This window comes from Bradyrhizobium sp. USDA 3240 (genome assembly GCF_054063295.1).
In genome coordinates this window covers 5,794,921-5,810,300 of sequence record NZ_JBSSGD010000002.1, presented here as the reverse complement: position 1 = coordinate 5,810,300, position 15,380 = coordinate 5,794,921, and the positions used below count along the sequence as shown (strand labels likewise).

The following is a 15,380-nucleotide window of genomic DNA, read 5'->3' as shown; positions in this document are numbered from 1 at the left end:
AGTGGACGGGTTTAAGCGGCTTTTAGCTCCGTTTTGATCGGGGCGATATATCCGATGGCGGAGTGGAGCCTGGTGCGGTTGTAGAAGCCCTCGATGAAGGCGAAGATATCGCGCTGGGCTTCGGCGCGGGTGTTGTAGTCGCGATGATGGACGAGCTCGGTTTTCAACGTATGAAAGAAGCTCTCCATCGGGGCGTTGTCGTAGCAATCGGCCTTGCGGCTCATCGATGCGGTGATGCCGGCGCCCGTGAAAGCGTCGCGATGGGCGTGAGGCATACTGCACACCGCGATCGGAGTGGTGGATCAACCCGTGCTGCGGGCGTTGCTGCTTGATGGCCATTGCCAGAGCCGCGGATGGCAGTTCGACCTGCATGTGATCCCGCATCGCCCACCCGACGATCTTTCGGCTGAACATGTCCATGACGGCCGCCAGGTACAACCAGCCCTCCGCGGTCGGGATGTAGCTGATATCGGCGAGCCAGACCCGGTTTGGCGCTGCGGCGGTAAAGTCACGCGCGATCAGGTTCGGCGCGATCGGCAGATCGTGACGACTGTCGGTGGTGCGAACCCGACGGGGTCGCGCCATGAGCGCTCGAATGCCATATCGACGCATCAGCCGTTCGACCCGGCCGCGGCTGGCGCCCCGTCCCTGGGTCCGCAGAGCGGCATAGACCCGCGGGCTGCCATAGCGCTGACCGCTGTCGTGATGGACCTGCCGGATCTCGGCCAGGAGCGTGGAATTGGAGCCCGCACGCGCGCTCACCGGGCGCTCGCGCCATGCGTAATAGCCCGCCGGCGAGACCTCGAGCACGGCACACATCAAGCGTATCGGATAGGTCTCGCGGTGGTCCTCGATGAAGCGAAAGCTCATGTCCGGGTTCCGGCAAAGATCGCGATCGAAGCCTGGTCGCCGACATCGGCGTCGCCTGCGTGGTGGGGCGCCACGCCGCCGATGCCGGCTCCTGCCGGAGCTTATCTACCCAGCGCCGCAGCACCGAGTTGCGCAGACCCAGCTCTTTGGAAACCGACCCGATCGAGCGACCGCTCGACACCACCAGTTCGACCGCCTGGCGCTTGTAATCCTCGGTAAACGACCGACGTTGAGGTTACATTCGACACCTCCGGGCTCATTGAGCCTACTACAGGTGTACACTCATTCGGAGGAAGTTCACACGCAACCATGGTCCAATGGCCAAGTGGAAGCTCAGGAAACTCAAGCTGGTCAAACGGCAGATGTACGGGCGCGCTAAGCTCGATCTCCTTCAGGCTAGAGCGGTTTTCGGTTGATGTGAATCGGAACAAATAAAGGCGGTCCCTGAGGCGCGCTAATCAGATTCGGGTTGCTTTGACAAGCAATGGCGAGGTCGCGATGGCGAAGGGGTACTCGAAGGATCTCAGGGCGCGGGCGGTCGCGCTAGTCGAAGACGGCGAGAGCAGACGGAAACGGCGCGGGTGCTCGGTCTCGGCGCCTCGACCGCAATCCGCTAGATTGAGCGCTGGGTGACGACGGGCCGTGCCCTTCTTTAGCCCGGGCCGCCCCGAGGATGAATAGAGGATGAGTGGCCAGGAAGCGACGGGCCCCCCAGAAAAGGTAGGAGCCCGATCCAATGTTGATGCTGTACCGTCAAACGTGGTTAGCCTTTCGGGCTGGACTCCGTGGAGCATCAGGATCTGACGATGTCTAGAAAGACTGCCTGCTTGCACGCCGAAGTTAAGAAGCGCATTGCCCAGATCGAAAGTATGAAACTGGTCCAGATTCAACGGGTCATGATGGATTGTGTGTCCGAGCGGTCCGCTGGCAGGATGACGACAGATGAGGGCAATGCGTTGCGCCGAGCACTGAACAAACGGGTTAGCCTTCTCAGACGAGACCTTATCGCGTAAGAGTTCGCGAGCTTGTCAGGCAAGCACTGACGTCGCACAGCGGTAGGACACGAATTTAGTCGGGGAGAACCCAGATAAATGACTGCTTTTAGGCGGGGTTGCTAGGTAAGCGATTTACCCGATGGACTAAGCTGGACGACCAGCGGGTATTCGAACTGCGGGAAGCCGCGCGAGCTGCGCAAGAGATCGCGAGTGAGCTAAAGCGCAGTGATTCGGCGATCAGAATCCGGGTCGTCACCCTTGCGGGCCTAAAGAAAGAACCCGCGGTGGGGAGTTAGGACGAAGAGGAGCGGCGTCTTTTATTTGAACTCCCTTACCCTCGGCGATCGTTGCCGGCCATTGACGACACGGGGGCGCACTCGGCGCATCCCGCCCTTCGTCCGTCCGGCATTAGGTAGGTGATATGAAACAGCATGTCCGGGTGGCGTCAGCTGCGGTCGCGTTCGCTTACCATCGCCGCTGCGAAGTCCTCAGCGTGTACGAACGCGAAACCAGAAAGCGCAACGAGATTAGTGTCGCCGTATGCGGAAAACAAGTGGACGGATACGACTACGACAGTGAATGCCACGTCAGCGGTTTGTTACCGAACCTATGTCACCACGGGGCGAAATCGCGTTGGATATTGAGCCCTGGGACCTCGGAGATATGCATCGGCTACGAGGATGACACATCGTCCTTCTTCTCAGTGAAAATCGTCAGCGGTCACGTTCAGGTATTTGATTGCCGCCAAGTCCTGTCCTTCACATACACAGTATGGTGGAGAGACGTGCAATCCGATAGCTGCTGATGCCCCTCGGCTCGCCGAGGCCGGGTGATTTCTACGGAGGATTAGGCCGAGAGGACGTTGAACTGGAACACTGCGAGGCGGTCGGCGACGCTGGGGTTGGCTTCCGCGTCTCTCGTTCCCGGCACTTGCTTTGACGACGGAAGCGCTTCTGGCCCAGATTGCCGTTGCCAAATATGCCGATGGCGAGCCGCTTTACCGCCAGGAGGCCATCTACGCCCGCGACAAGCTCGACCGCCACGCAACAACCGCTCACTCGGCCGGCGAAGAGATGCCTGGGCCGCCGGCGTCGGCGGTGGGTACGCGATGATCTCGAAGGACCTGCGCGGCGGCGCGGGAACAAGGTGACGTGCAATAATCGCGTGAACATCCGGCACGATGCGCTGGCGCCATCCGTATTGAACGGCCTCCGGACGCACTTAACAAAGCCCGAATTGTTCAAGCAGTTTTGCGAGGAATTCACCCAAGAAGTGAACCGAATGCGGATCGAACGTCGAACCGATCAGGATGCTTGGCAAAGCGAGCTGGAAAGAGTCAAAAAGCAGATTCGAGGCATTATCACTGCGATCAAGATGGCATGTATGAACCGTCGATGAAGGCTGAGATGGATGCGCTCGAAGCTTGCAAGTCGAAGTTGACCGATCTGCTCGCGAGCGCTGAGGCCCCCGCCGCTCTTGCACCCGAACATGCGGAGTCTATCGGCAGCGCATCTCTGCACTGTATGAAAGCCTGCAGTGCGAAGAGGAGAAAGCCGAGGCGGCGGTTCCGTACGTTGATCGATCAGGTCACGCTCGTGCTCGACGGGGAACAGCTCGCCATCGTGCTGCGCGGTGACTTGGCCGCGATCCTGCGATTTGCGGCGGACAAGAAGAACCCCGACTTCCTCTCGGAGGCCTGGGCTCTGGATGGCTTGCTATCGCAAACATCGGTCGTTGCGGGACCGGATTTGAACGTATGACGATCAGTTCATGAACCCTCCTGCCCTATTGATCGTATGCTGCCAGACTGCCAGAGCGAATTTGATCCCGCCAGCCGTCGGCGCGCTTTACCACATCCGCCGCGAGCTGATGGTTTGAGATCATTGCTACTTCATAAACGTGTGAGAGCCAGAAGCGACACACCTTCGGAGGACGGATTGCCACTACGTCCAGACAAAGATCGAGACCAAAGCGGGCACATTGACATGAAGCAAAGACACCGAAGAGGAGATCGGTCAACTTCATGTTGTGTGAGCATGGATAGATAAGACGTGCAGACCTCGTTGCTGAACAAGTATTGCGATTCCCGCCTGCCTTGGTACACTATTTATCCGACCGTACCTGATTTCTCCGCGATGGTGGGCGCCAACACTTATGGGAGATGGTTGAGGCGGCTGCTGCGCGATGAACCGGTATCCATCTATCTCCACGTTCCGTTCTGTCGCTCGATTTGCTGGTATTGCGGCTTCCCGACAAGCCTCACTCACAGCGAGCGACCGATCCGCAAATATCTCGGGGTGCTCCGCGAGGAGATTGATTTGGTCGCAGCGCAGGCGCCCCGCGCCTTGTCCGTCAGCGACGTGCATTTCGGCGGCGGAACGCCGACCACCATCTCGCCTGCCGACTTCTTGGGCCTGATGGAGCTCCTGCGCGACCGCTTCACATTCAGCAAGTCGACCACCGTTGCCGTCGAGATCGATCCCAGAGCGTTCACGACCGAGATGGCCGAAACATTAGGCTCAGCCGGCGTCAGCCGCGCCAGCATTGGCGCGCAAAGTTTTGATCCCCTGGTGCAGCGGGCAGTGAACCGCGTCCAGAGCGAGACACAGATAGCTCTTGCCGTCGAAAGTCTGCGCCAGCATGGAATAAGCCGCATCAACTTCGACCTCCTGTTCGGATTGCCACACCAGTCGGTGCAGTCCTGCGTTGACTCCGCCAGAATCGCGGTTGCTATGCGGCCGGACCGGCTTGCGGTTTTCGGCTACGCCCATGTTCCCTCCTATATGAAACGTCAGCGCCAGATCGATGAGGCGGCGCTGCCAGACAATGTCGCTCGCGCCGAGCAAGCCGCGGCGGTGGCTGAAACTCTGGTCGCGGCGGGCTACCGACAAATTGGGCTCGACCATTTCGCCTTGCCATCCGACGAGCTCGCGCTGGCGCAGAAGGCCGGTCGCCTTTGCCGCAACTCCCTGGGTTATTCGGCTGATACCTGTCAAACCGTGATCGGCTTCGGTCCGTCCGCCATTGGCCGCCTTCCTGACGGCCACGTCCAGAATGAGCTCGCAACCGCTTCCTATCATCAGCATATCAAAGCTGGCTGCTTCCCGACTTCAAAGGGCCACCGTCTCACCGAGGAAGACCGGCTTCGGGCCGAAATCATCGAACGCGTGATGTGCGACTTACAGGCCGATGTTCCAGCAATCTGCGCCAACCACGGATTTGATCCGGTAGCTTTTCTTGATTCAGCTGATCGCTTGGAGATCCTCACCGAGGACGGGATAGTGGAGATCGAAAAGGGTATCCTCCGCGTCAAGCAGGAGCACCGTTTTGTCATCCGCGCCGTTGCTGCGGCATTCGACGCTTATCTCGACCGCGCACCATATTAACGAAGACCACCCATATGCGCACAGTTCTTGAAGCATCAAATGAGGTCGCGGGCCGCGGCCCGTACGGTCATACTAGAGCATTTTCCGACCGGAACGAATCGGGTGGGGATTCCCAAAACGGCGCGAGTCAGATTCAAGCCACATGCTGGCGAGGGAGGCCAGCATGTATGGTTAGGGCGTTTTCGGTTGATCTTCGCCAAAGGGTGGTAGCAGCGATTGACGGTGGCATGTCCTGTCGACAGGCTGCCGAGCGCTTTGGTGTCAGCGCGATCCGCCGGCGCGGTCGCCTCAAGGAAGTTGGCGACATCGTTCCTAAACGCCAGGGCGGTGACCGCAAATCGAAGCGCATTCGCAATTGATTCTGGAGGCGGTGACAGCGAAGCCGGATATCACGCTCGCCTAGTGGCTCTGCACAGTGATTTTGATAAGTTGGGTCCGGCGGTCAGATTAACCCCGGCAGGGGTTTCGGACCAAGATTGGATCATCCGACGACCAACCGAGACCGGGCCCTGTTCGTGGGCGGCAATCTCATGACTATCCGATGGCACGTGAACCAAATCCGTAACGCGCCGAAGATGGGACGAGTCCGAGCTACGGCTGCAGACACGAGTCAGCTTGCAACCGTTCACACGCATACTAAAGACTTTCAATTCACGCGGCGGTGAACGGCCTTACTATGGGAACTCCAGTCAATTGCGAACGATATCTAGCACTCGGAGGACAGCATAAATGAGGATTGCCCAAGTCCCAGCGCAAAACAACACAGCAGCACGCCACGTGTTGGCCCTGAATCGATTTCGCCATTTGATGAGCTCGGATGCGTAACCATTGAAGCAACGACCGCGGACGACACCGATCATCTGGCCGTAGCTGTCAAACCGGAATTGGGAACGATGTTTTCGGATGTAATTGATCCTCTCTTGAGGCGATAGACACCAAGTCCATATGTCAAGAGCTGAAGCTGCCTGCTGCTCGAGATGTGGTGTCCCGCGCAGTCTACTGCGATGATAACCTACTCCCGAAGCCTTGCTATATGCTCTGTTTGCGGCGCGCACGTCGTCGAAGTCTGTAAATCTAAATTGCATTATCGGATCGAGCCTGCTTTGGTCATGTTTCGCTGGCGACGCTACAATATGACCTTACGTCAGCTTCAAGCCAAATTTGACCTACCAGCCCTCTGAGGCTCCCCTCGACGTCTTGATGAGCCATGAGCGCTACGCGGGGGATGGTGAGCGATCACCGCTGTCACGATCGCGCTCAGTGCGGAGACGCTTCAATTGTCTGAAGAATTTAATCGTAGAACCTTCTTGCAACGGACAATGGCTCCCGATGGACTCGCGACGGCCGCTCCGTCCAGGGATAGCGGCTTGACATCGTAGGCAATGTTGGTCGTAACGCGACGATTGCTCGCTCGAACTACCTACTGCCCGGCAACAATCCCTTCTATGAGCCATGAACTGGGAGCAGGACTTCAACTTAAACGCCATGGTCTCAGCGTGGCGCGTTGGATCTCTTCCATTTCCGACGCTCAGCGCGACGCTTATACGCGGCCCGCAAAGCCATGCGGCTACCCGGCGTCGATGCCAACCTTTGGACCCAGACGCAGCGGTGACCTCCACCGACAGGCTGTGCTGCGATGGGTCGCACGCAAGGCCAGGATCGTCGTGCAACGCGGACTCTCTATACGGAAGATTCACGCGAGCCCGCGGGAGACGCGTCCGCGCCCCGGCCGGCGACGGGCTGCCCTGCGAGTTGCCTGGCCCGTTAGATGACCCCGGCATCCTTAGCGCTCTTAGCTTCCGCTGAAAGTCCGTTGGACCCCGCGGTGCTAACCAGTCAAAATCACTGTGCAGAGCCACTAGGATAGTCCAGGTTCGGCGTTGCTCGGGCCCATCATTCAGATCGACAGGCGTTTCGGTTCGGACTTACGGCGGAGGCCGTCCGTAGCGGATCTTCTCGCTGTGATCGCGAAGATCCGGCTGCACTGACGAGACATGTGATGGACGGGGCCAATCCATATCCGGTTTGGGTCGAGGCGGCGCGAGCCAGCTTGACGCGGCGCTCGGCGCGGGCGCCGCCCCGGCGGTGGCGAGGCGGTGAGACAGCGATACGGAGGCGACCGGTCTGTGGTGTCAGCGCTCGCCGATCGATCCTGCGATCAAAGGCGCGCCTCCGCCCGAAACAGGACCCTGTGGTTTTGAGCGTCCGATGCGTTTCTTGACGGAGCTCAAGACCGCTTTGTCTGGCGGCAAAGTAGCAGCGGAAGGAGCAGATGGACCAGGCGCCGGAATCTGCAAGATGTCGATTCGCGAAGTCAGTGTGGTGAGCTGATCCAAGATCGCTTGGAGGTCGCCCCGCTGGGCATTGATGTGGCGGGTGAGCCCTGCAATGTCATCGCTCAGCTTCTGCTGCGCCCCCTGTGTCTCGGTCAGGGATGCCCTGTCCTCCGGTGACAGAACCATCGTTGAACCGACTTGCCCAGCGGCAGGCGTTTCGACGAACTCTGCGAGGCTCGATGCAAAATGGGCTGCCGCCGCACCCAGGCCGACGAAGACAACAAGAAACATCAAACCCCAGCGAATGCGCCCTAACGAGCTGTGCAAGAGCGGCCGCAAGTCCGAGGCGGCAGCTTGATCTGTCATCTCCATGGTTCCACGCGCGACTTCCCCGACCCAATAGGCAGCTCGTTGCTGCAATAGCCTGCGATGCTGACGGGCTGCAGCCGCCCGCGCCCCCCGGGCACCATCATTCTCCGCAACCTCTGATTGTCTGCCCTTCGGCTCCAATGTGGGCTCTTTTTCAGCGCAAAAGCCCCCCCCCCTAGCGGGGATCTCCTACATCCTACCGTCGGCAGCGGCGTACTGCTTCGCGTCTTTGCGAGCAACGGGGCACCATTTTCTCACGATTCACAAGATCCTTGCAGATTTTCTCACCCTGCTGCGGCCGAATACGAACCGCGCCAACTCGCCGGAGTGCGTTGTGACGGAAACTCAGCCCTGCCAGCTAGCCACCTCAGCACTGGGCACCATGCCATTGGACCGGCAGCCATTGCAACTACCAATCTCGGCAGGTTGATCGAGACGATGGACAGCTGGCAAGCGTGGCCATCGAACGCCCCACGGGTCATTTGTCAAGGAACTCGGAATGCACCATAGATCTGGCCGCGCTAATGGAGCTGACGGATTCGCCAACTGCCCTGCGGCAGCGATCAAAGCTGCTCGAATGCTATTTTCTCCGTTCTCCTGCGCCAGCTCGCAGAACACTCTGCCACGATCGCCGGGGGCTCAGACGGCAACATTTTCCAGACCTCGCGCCCGTCGATTGCCTCGTCTTTCGGTGACCGAGCTGCCAACAAAGCTTCATGATGCCTGCCCTCGTCACCGGCGGGGTTGCTTTTCGGTGACTACCATTTCGTCGAGAATGACGCCATCAAACACGATGTTCGGCACCATAAGACTCTTCTGCGGCATCACGGAGCACGGTCGCTCGCGATGTCTTGCTGGCAAGGACAGCTGAAGCTCGTTCGTCATCATCACCTCATCGAGCCAGCACGCCGCTAGCGCTCGCGCCACGCATGATGCACAAGCTACGTGCAGGCCAGATCAGCCTCGCCCTCCCCGGGTGACGAGGTTCGGGACGATTAAAGCCGGTCCCGCTGGGGACATACGACACCTTTTGCTTTTAGAGGTCACTATAGCCTTCAGACTCCAAAGGCTGGGAAGTCCGCTTCTCGGGCAATCAGGCCGAAGCTCGATCCATTCACGGCTCGCAGATAGGGACGCGAAGTACATTATGCGCGATCGCATTGTTTCGGCGATAACGTCTCGAACATCTTCGGCTACGGCGGCACTTGCATACAGCTCGAAGCGACGGGGCCGGGTTGTCGCACTTCCGCTGGCGGCTTGTCTGGTCGGCAATTCAGTTCTGGCAAAAGCCGCTAACGATCTTGATCTCAACAGAGATACTGCAGATCAGGTCACCAAAAGAAGCCGCAGCACCGCTCCCGATCGGAAGACAAGGCTCTCCATCCGCTTGATCAGTAAGGCATCCGGACCCCGTGCCGCGGCGCCGGCAAATGGTCCCAGCATGCCTCTCAAAAAGAGCGGCAGTGCCGATCGGGCTACCCAGACGAGAGCACAAGCGGCGATCGACCCTTTCGCGCGTTTCGAACATCTACGAGAAAAGGGGTTGTGGCTCGCCATACCTGGGCCTTCCGATACGATAGATCAGGACAAGGGCGGCGCCAGATCGGCGCTGGCGGACATCGGCATCGGGTATATCGGCTGGACGCACAACAGCTTTGCAGACAACCAGCTGCCGAATGCAGCCAGAAGCAGCTTCGCAAACCAGCTCTATATGGGACAGAATCCGACATTTGCCACGGCGAACTTCATGATCGTCACCTACGATCTCAGCCGCTTCGGTATTGCTGATGGTCAAATTGCCGTGGGGGCCGAGCAGCAATACTGGACATGGAAGCGCCCGGGGCCTGATCGAGTAGGACTCAACACGCTCGCTTACTACCAAACTTTCCTCGACAGGACACTCGAACTCAAGTTTGGCTATCTTAGAAATCAGAACGAATTCACCGGCACATTGTTCGGAGGAATTTCAGGATCAAACATGTTCGCCCTTTTCCAAGCAGGGATGAGCACCAACGCGGCGCCGACCCCCGCCCTCAACCTGAAGTACAATTTCGATGATCGCTGGTACGACAAAATCTCCGTGCAGCGCTCAATCAGTCCAGATGGACCCTATGCGCATGTAACCGAGAATCCCAGCGGCGTGAACTGGAGCACAGCAAACGCGGGCATTCTTTTCATCGACGAGATTGGCTACAAGAGTAAGGCCGCTCCCGGCGTGCCTGACACGTGGTTGCGGGCAGGCGCTGGTTTCAGCAACAGCCGCTACAAGAATGTAGCGGACCCGGACCGGCAAAGGCATAGCGGCAATAGTTTTCACTACATCGCCGCGGACCGGCAGCTCTGGCAGAGTGACGTCCAGGGGGCACCATCTCGTGGTATCTATGGCGGATTCTCTCTCATGGGAGCACCGCCCGACCTCAACAGAATCAGCCAGTACTACGAGCTTCGCCTTTATGCGAAGGGACCCTTTGATAGTCGGCCCAGTGATCTGATGGCTCTCGTTGCCACCAACACCGTCTGGAGCAAGTTTGCGGTGGATGCTGCTTTGGCCAAGGGCGAGCTCGTGCATCGCGATACAACAGCAATCACGGGAACATACACTGCGTATCTCGCGCCCGGAATATATGCGAGCATCGGCCTGTCATACATCCATAACCCGACGAGCATCACACACACGCCCCAAACGGAGCACGCCCTCGACTTATTGGTGTCTACGTTGATATTCTTCTAGATCATCGCAAGCCTCGTTTTGCTCCTACCTTTTCATGGAGCATGCGACAGCAAGCTTCTCGATTGCAATTCCGATGATTTCGCCTGGCTGTACCGATTTGATCTCGCCCAGGATTCCGAGATGATCTCGCCCATCGCCCGGGTATCGGCGAAGCCGCGAGGTCAATCTAGAATCGCGGCTCGAAGGATTTGGTTTTTTGCTGCTCCTGCTGTGGGCAGGTGGGCAACGCCCTTCGCGTTGTCCACGCGCGGCGGCATGTCCACGGAGCCCCTCGCTCAGGCCTTTCGGCCGGGCTTGCGGGTTCGCCGCAGGCTCTCGACGCCGGGGGGCCGCAGATCGGCAGGTTGGCGTGGTGGGCGGTCCAGCCGCCTTCGACCAGCATTGCCAGAAGGCTGCGGTCCAGACCGCGCGGAGTGCGATAGTCGATGTCCTCGACGGCGGCCTGCTGCCGCAGCTTGGCGATGTCGACGAAGGGCGTTGGCCATGCCGTGAAGGCCGAGCGCGTTGAGCCGATCAGGGGTCGAACCGCCAACCGGGCGATTGGCGATGGTCGGGCATACGATCTGCACCCGCCGACGGTGGCAACTGCTGACTCTGGTAGGTTTGTTGTTCCCACGCATGAGCTAGTGACTAGACCGTTTTTGACAGACACGCCTCGCGCACCAACAGAGCAAGCCTTGCACAGGAGAACCTCTATGTCGTCGACCGCACTGCGCAGCACCTCTCTTGCGTTGATCCTGTTTGCTTGCGGGATCATGGGGAGCGTGCGGGCAGACGATCTGCCACGGCGCGCTAATGCCACGACGCCGGCCGGCCAGAAGGGCGGCCCCGGCGAACACGCCGGCCAAGCGCCGAAGTACGCCGTCGGCGGCCGAGCAGCATCGCCTGCCGCCGGACTCCAGCACCAGGCAAACGCTTGATCTCCCTGGGCGGACGCTCTCTTTCATCGCGACGGGCGGCTCCATCCGCCTGTTCGACGAGAAGGGTGAACCGGAGGCCGACATCGCCTATACGTCCTATCAGCTTGACGGCGCCGATCGCGGCACGCGCCCGGTAACGTTCTTCTTCAACGGCGGACCGGGCTCATCATCGGCCTGGCTGCAGCTTGGCAATGCCGGACCGTGGCGGCTACCGATCAATGCTGACGAGGTCACGCCATCCACTTTTCCGGAGGTGAGGCCAAACGCGGAGACTTGGCTAGATTTCACCGATTTGGTGTTTCTCGACCCCGTGGGCACAAGCTATAGCCGTTTCGTGGGGACCGGCGATGATGTGCGCAAGCGGCTCTTTTCCGTTGACGGCGACGTCAACGCGCTCGCGCTGGTGGTCCGCCGCTGGCTCGAAAAGCATGACTGAGCGCAAAGCGATGATCGACCGCGACCATGATCTGTCTGTCGTGCGCCAGGCGAAGGTCCTGAACCTTGCCCGCAGTACGGTTTACTATGAACCTCGGCCGGTTTCGGCCGAGGACTTGTCTTGATGCGCCGGCTCGATGAGCTGCACCTCGATTATCCCTTCGCAGGGGGGCGCATGCTGCGATCGCTGTTGCTGCGTGAGGGCATGCAGGTTGGTCGCCGCCACGTCGCGACGCTCGCGACGCTGATGAAGCGCATGGGGATCGAGGCGATCTATCGCCGTCCGAACACGAGCAAGCCCGCACCGGGCCACAAGATCTACCCGTACCTATTGCGCGGATTGAAGATCGAGCGGCCGAACCAGGTCTGGGCAATGGACATCAGCTACATTCCGATGCGACGTGGATTCGTTTACCTCGCGGCGGCCGTCGATGTGTTCAGCCGAAGGGTATTGGTCCATCGCGTATCGATCACGATGGAGACGATATTCTGCGTCGAAGCGCTCCAGGAGGCGTTGGCGAAGCACAGCAGGCCCGAGATCTTCTTCAACACGGATCAGGGTAGCCAGTTCACCAGCCTCGACTTCACCGGCGTGCTGCTGGACGCGAACATCGCCATCAGCATGGACGGCAAGGGTGCCTGGCGCGACAACGTGTTCGTCGAGCGGCTGTGGCGCACTGTCAAATACGAGGAAGTCTATCTGCGTGCTTACGACAGCGTGCTCGAGGCGCGAGCATCGATTTCCAAATATCTGGCGTTCTACAATCGAGGACGTATCGCACGCCGATGGCGGTCTGGCGCGAACGGATGCAGGCCGCGAAGGCTGTGGACATGGTGGACAACGCTGACGCGTTGACCACATGCCCACAGCAGCAACAGCAGCAGACAGTGTCTCTGGCAGCGTGATAGGAAGTAATCAGGAGCGGTCAGTTTCCAACTAACAAACCGGCTCAAGCGGCCCCGCTCCGCGGGTCCATTTCATCGCCCAGCGCGGCCGTTGAAACCTACGATGTCACCGATTCGAACGGCATGCCATTCATACGGGCGCGGATATTCGGTGTCAGAGATGGCCCTTTTTGTTGTGGCCCAAGTGACGAGCAGCGCGCACTGCGGAATTTGCCGCAATGGGAAATAGATCATTCACTGGCTGCGATTCAGTATTGGGCTGAAATCATTAAGGTCATACCGGGTCAATCGCCGGCCATCGTCAACGTCGCCGGGATTGCCATTGACAACGCATGGGCCTCTATCCAATCGTCACCCGATAGCGGCAACAAGGTGCAGGCGGCACTCACGAGGCGGCTCGCTGACCTACGGGGCGCTTGGCATGGTTGCGATCGGACAGATGGGGTTTTCAGCCGAAGCATACATCCCTTCGCAATTGCCGATGACGCGAAAGATAGGTCTCGCACCCGTTATGATTCATGAGATCGCCCATCAGATGGGAATCGTCAGTACTATTGACGGCCACGAAGCATCGCCGCATTTCGCCCGAAGCGATAAACGGCTGGACGGACCATTTGCACGATGACAATGGCAAACAAGCCAAGCCGGGACAAGCGATCTATTGCTCCGGCTGCGCCAACCTGCGAGCTGACAACGTTTTCGACCTGCGCCGCGGGCTATTTCGCCGGGAAGCATATGAGTGAAGTGCTGGCCGGCGCCATGCCCGGTATTCCGGTGCAGGCGATGCATGAGGACGCGTCGCCGGATGCAGCCTTCGTCTCGCATAGCGAGCTCAAGAACAGCTTAATGAGCCACCAGCGATACCGGAATTACACACCCTTCATGGAGGCGGAGTTTGGCCGCGTTGCAGGATATCGGCTATACCATCGATCGGCGCAAGTTGTTCGGTTACTCCATCTACAGCAACGGTCAGAGTCTGATTAGCGATAACCCCTTCTTCGCTCGCAACACTGAAGGAACCGCGTATCTCCCAAATACATACAACACGGCGATGCTCGGACTGGGGCTGCATGTCTATGGCCGCGACAACACTGTGGTCCAGCGCGCCGGCCTGCTTTCGGAAGGAACGGGGAGCGCTGGCATCCGCGTCGATGGCGAAGCCAATCGGATAACAATCCCGCCGGGGACCCGCGTCCATGCGGACGGCGATGTTCGCCTATGGCAAGGGTCACTCGCTTACTCAGCGTGGCGACGTGCAGGCGCTCGGCGAGCATGGCATCGCAGCAAGCTTCGACTTTGGCAACAATGCGATGGGCAATCACCGTGAATATCGTGGCTCGTATATTCGCACGATTGGCAATAGCGCGGCCCCGATGCTGAACGAAATCGACGGTCCGCTCGTCAACACATTCGATCTGACCGGGCGCCTGGCTGGCAGTTACGCCGCGATGTACATGTCGAACAGTGGTTATGTGGGCGAGATCAACGTGATGCGTGGCGCAACGCTGTCAGGGGACATCCTGTCTGATTACGCCCAACTTGACGAGAAGGGTTCGCCGCGCCTGACCAAATTGACGCTCGGTATGACGCCTGACACATGGTCACACAACGGGACAGCCCGACGCAAGCTTTGCGACCCGCTATGAAGGTAACATCATTGGACGCAACAACCTGTCGCTGCAGTTGTCCGGCGGGCGTCGCGTTGTTTACTGGCAATCACGAAGTGTACGACGCAACTGTCGCGTAACACGCAACCCTGTCCGGTAACGGCAGTTATCTGCTCAATACCGATGGCCGCTTCACCAATAGCGGGGCTGTCGCGCCGCTCATCGATGGTCGTGACAACAACATAACGGTGAATGGGGGCTATCTGCAAACGTCCACCGGGCGCTTGCAGCTCGCGGTGAACGATACTGGTGCGTCCAGCCGCCTCGTGGTGAACGGAGGTGCGGCGCTCGACGGTACCCTCGCGATTATGCCGCAGCGTGGCTGGTATGGCAATGATTTCAGCGTCTGGCTCTCGGGGCCATAGGTCAGGACTCAGATTGCCGTAATCAACCAGCGCCTTATCCGTGGTGCTTTTCTCCGAGAAGTCTTGATAGCCGGTCGCTCGAGCAGGCGATGTCTGGCTCCTTAGTCGGCTATTCACTCCCTGGCATTTAATCCAAACGTCTGGTCGGCTGGACAAGTTTGTTGTTTGCAGCGCCAGTTGTCGAAGAGGTGCACCAAAGCTGAAAATTATCTCTGGATGAAAACTAGCGCCGTATTGGTCGAGGCGTCGCCAAGGCTGATTCCGGGAAAATTCGGCAAGCGCCAGTGCCTCAGTTTGAGATTGTCTGGCTTCCTACCTGCTTCTTGCACACGCGGCGCAACCCCGGACGGTCCGCTTGTCGATCCGCGTCAGCACATCCTCCCAGCCAAGCCAGAAGCCTTCGCCGCGGTAGCGACAAGCGTCTTATCAGTTTGGCAAAAAATTTTAGAACAAAAATGGC

9 protein-coding genes and 5 pseudogenes are annotated in these 15,380 nt (G+C 59.1%); 11 read left to right on the top strand and 3 right to left on the bottom strand.

Features of this window, described 5'->3' with window-relative positions; genetic code table 11:
* Positions 1 to 11: 11 nt before the first annotated feature.
* Positions 12 to 1,057 (bottom strand): annotated as a pseudogene (locus ACVIGA_RS28090) (IS3 family transposase).
* A 1,743-nt stretch (positions 1,058 to 2,800) separates the two neighbouring features.
* On the opposite strand from ACVIGA_RS28090, the pseudogene ACVIGA_RS28085 reads away from it, so the two are divergent.
* The 5 genes and pseudogenes from ACVIGA_RS28085 to ACVIGA_RS28065 form a co-directional block, all read left to right on the top strand.
* Positions 2,801 to 2,902: pseudogene (locus ACVIGA_RS28085) on the top strand (IS66 family transposase); the annotation flags it as partial.
* Positions 2,903 to 3,271: 369 nt separating this feature from the next.
* Entirely contained in the window at positions 3,272 to 3,625 is a 354-nt protein-coding gene (locus tag ACVIGA_RS28080) for a hypothetical protein (RefSeq protein ID WP_166072002.1), read from the top strand.
* A gap of 291 nt (positions 3,626 to 3,916) precedes the next feature.
* Positions 3,917 to 5,251, top strand: coding sequence for an oxygen-independent coproporphyrinogen III oxidase (gene hemN / locus ACVIGA_RS28075; RefSeq protein ID WP_456668692.1), 1,335 nt, complete (start codon positions 3,917 to 3,919; stop codon positions 5,249 to 5,251).
* A gap of 167 nt (positions 5,252 to 5,418) precedes the next feature.
* Positions 5,419 to 5,601 (top strand): annotated as a pseudogene (locus ACVIGA_RS28070) (IS630 family transposase); the annotation flags it as partial.
* A gap of 1,028 nt (positions 5,602 to 6,629) precedes the next feature.
* Positions 6,630 to 6,842, top strand: a pseudogene (locus tag ACVIGA_RS28065) (sarcosine oxidase subunit beta); the annotation flags it as partial.
* A 541-nt stretch (positions 6,843 to 7,383) separates the two neighbouring features.
* Here the strand turns inward: ACVIGA_RS28065 and ACVIGA_RS28060 are convergent.
* Positions 7,384 to 7,899: a hypothetical protein gene (locus ACVIGA_RS28060; RefSeq protein WP_456668691.1), complete on the bottom strand. Its 516-nt coding sequence runs from the start codon at positions 7,897 to 7,899 to the stop codon at positions 7,384 to 7,386.
* 1,144 nt (positions 7,900 to 9,043) lie between these two features.
* Between ACVIGA_RS28060 and ACVIGA_RS28055 the strand changes: the two genes are divergently transcribed.
* From ACVIGA_RS28055 to ACVIGA_RS28030, 6 genes and pseudogenes are all read left to right on the top strand, one after another.
* Positions 9,044 to 10,627, top strand: a complete 1,584-nt coding sequence (locus ACVIGA_RS28055) for a carbohydrate porin (RefSeq protein WP_166071944.1) — start codon at positions 9,044 to 9,046, stop codon at positions 10,625 to 10,627.
* Positions 10,628 to 11,422: 795 nt separating this feature from the next.
* Positions 11,423 to 11,983, top strand: a complete 561-nt coding sequence (locus ACVIGA_RS28050) for a S10 family serine carboxypeptidase-like protein (RefSeq protein WP_414643272.1) — start codon at positions 11,423 to 11,425, stop codon at positions 11,981 to 11,983.
* Positions 11,982 to 12,838: pseudogene (locus ACVIGA_RS28045) on the top strand (IS3 family transposase); the annotation flags it as partial. The gene ACVIGA_RS28050 and the pseudogene ACVIGA_RS28045, both read left to right, overlap by 2 nt.
* 471 nt (positions 12,839 to 13,309) lie before the next feature.
* Positions 13,310 to 13,513, top strand: coding sequence for a hypothetical protein (locus ACVIGA_RS28040; protein ID WP_456668690.1), 204 nt, complete (start codon positions 13,310 to 13,312; stop codon positions 13,511 to 13,513).
* Between the two features lie 2 nt (positions 13,514 to 13,515).
* Entirely contained in the window at positions 13,516 to 13,872 is a 357-nt protein-coding gene (locus ACVIGA_RS28035; protein ID WP_456668689.1) for a hypothetical protein, read from the top strand.
* Positions 13,873 to 14,084: 212 nt separating this feature from the next.
* Complete coding sequence (locus ACVIGA_RS28030; protein WP_224580568.1) at positions 14,085 to 14,534, top strand: hypothetical protein; 450 nt, start codon at positions 14,085 to 14,087, stop codon at positions 14,532 to 14,534.
* An 8-nt stretch (positions 14,535 to 14,542) separates the two neighbouring features.
* Here ACVIGA_RS28030 and ACVIGA_RS28025 read toward each other — a convergent pair whose 3' ends face one another.
* Positions 14,543 to 15,037: a hypothetical protein gene (locus tag ACVIGA_RS28025; RefSeq protein ID WP_456668688.1), complete on the bottom strand. Its 495-nt coding sequence runs from the start codon at positions 15,035 to 15,037 to the stop codon at positions 14,543 to 14,545.
* Between the last annotated feature and the right edge of the window lie 343 nt (positions 15,038 to 15,380).

Excerpts from the sequence above, each read along its gene's own strand:
- ACVIGA_RS28080 (WP_166072002.1), top strand. The coding sequence starts at position 3,272 with ATGGATGCGCTCGAAGCTTGCAAGTCGAAGTTGACCGATCTGCTCGCG.
- ACVIGA_RS28050 (WP_414643272.1), top strand. The coding sequence starts at position 11,423 with ATGCCACGACGCCGGCCGGCCAGAAGGGCGGCCCCGGCGAACACGCCG.
- ACVIGA_RS28030 (WP_224580568.1), top strand. The coding sequence starts at position 14,085 with ATGCGGACGGCGATGTTCGCCTATGGCAAGGGTCACTCGCTTACTCAG.
- ACVIGA_RS28040 (WP_456668690.1), top strand. The coding sequence starts at position 13,310 with ATGGTTGCGATCGGACAGATGGGGTTTTCAGCCGAAGCATACATCCCT.
- ACVIGA_RS28035 (WP_456668689.1), top strand. The coding sequence starts at position 13,516 with ATGGCAAACAAGCCAAGCCGGGACAAGCGATCTATTGCTCCGGCTGCG.
- ACVIGA_RS28060 (WP_456668691.1), bottom strand. The coding sequence starts at position 7,899 with ATGGAGATGACAGATCAAGCTGCCGCCTCGGACTTGCGGCCGCTCTTG.
- ACVIGA_RS28055 (WP_166071944.1), top strand. The coding sequence starts at position 9,044 with ATGCGCGATCGCATTGTTTCGGCGATAACGTCTCGAACATCTTCGGCT.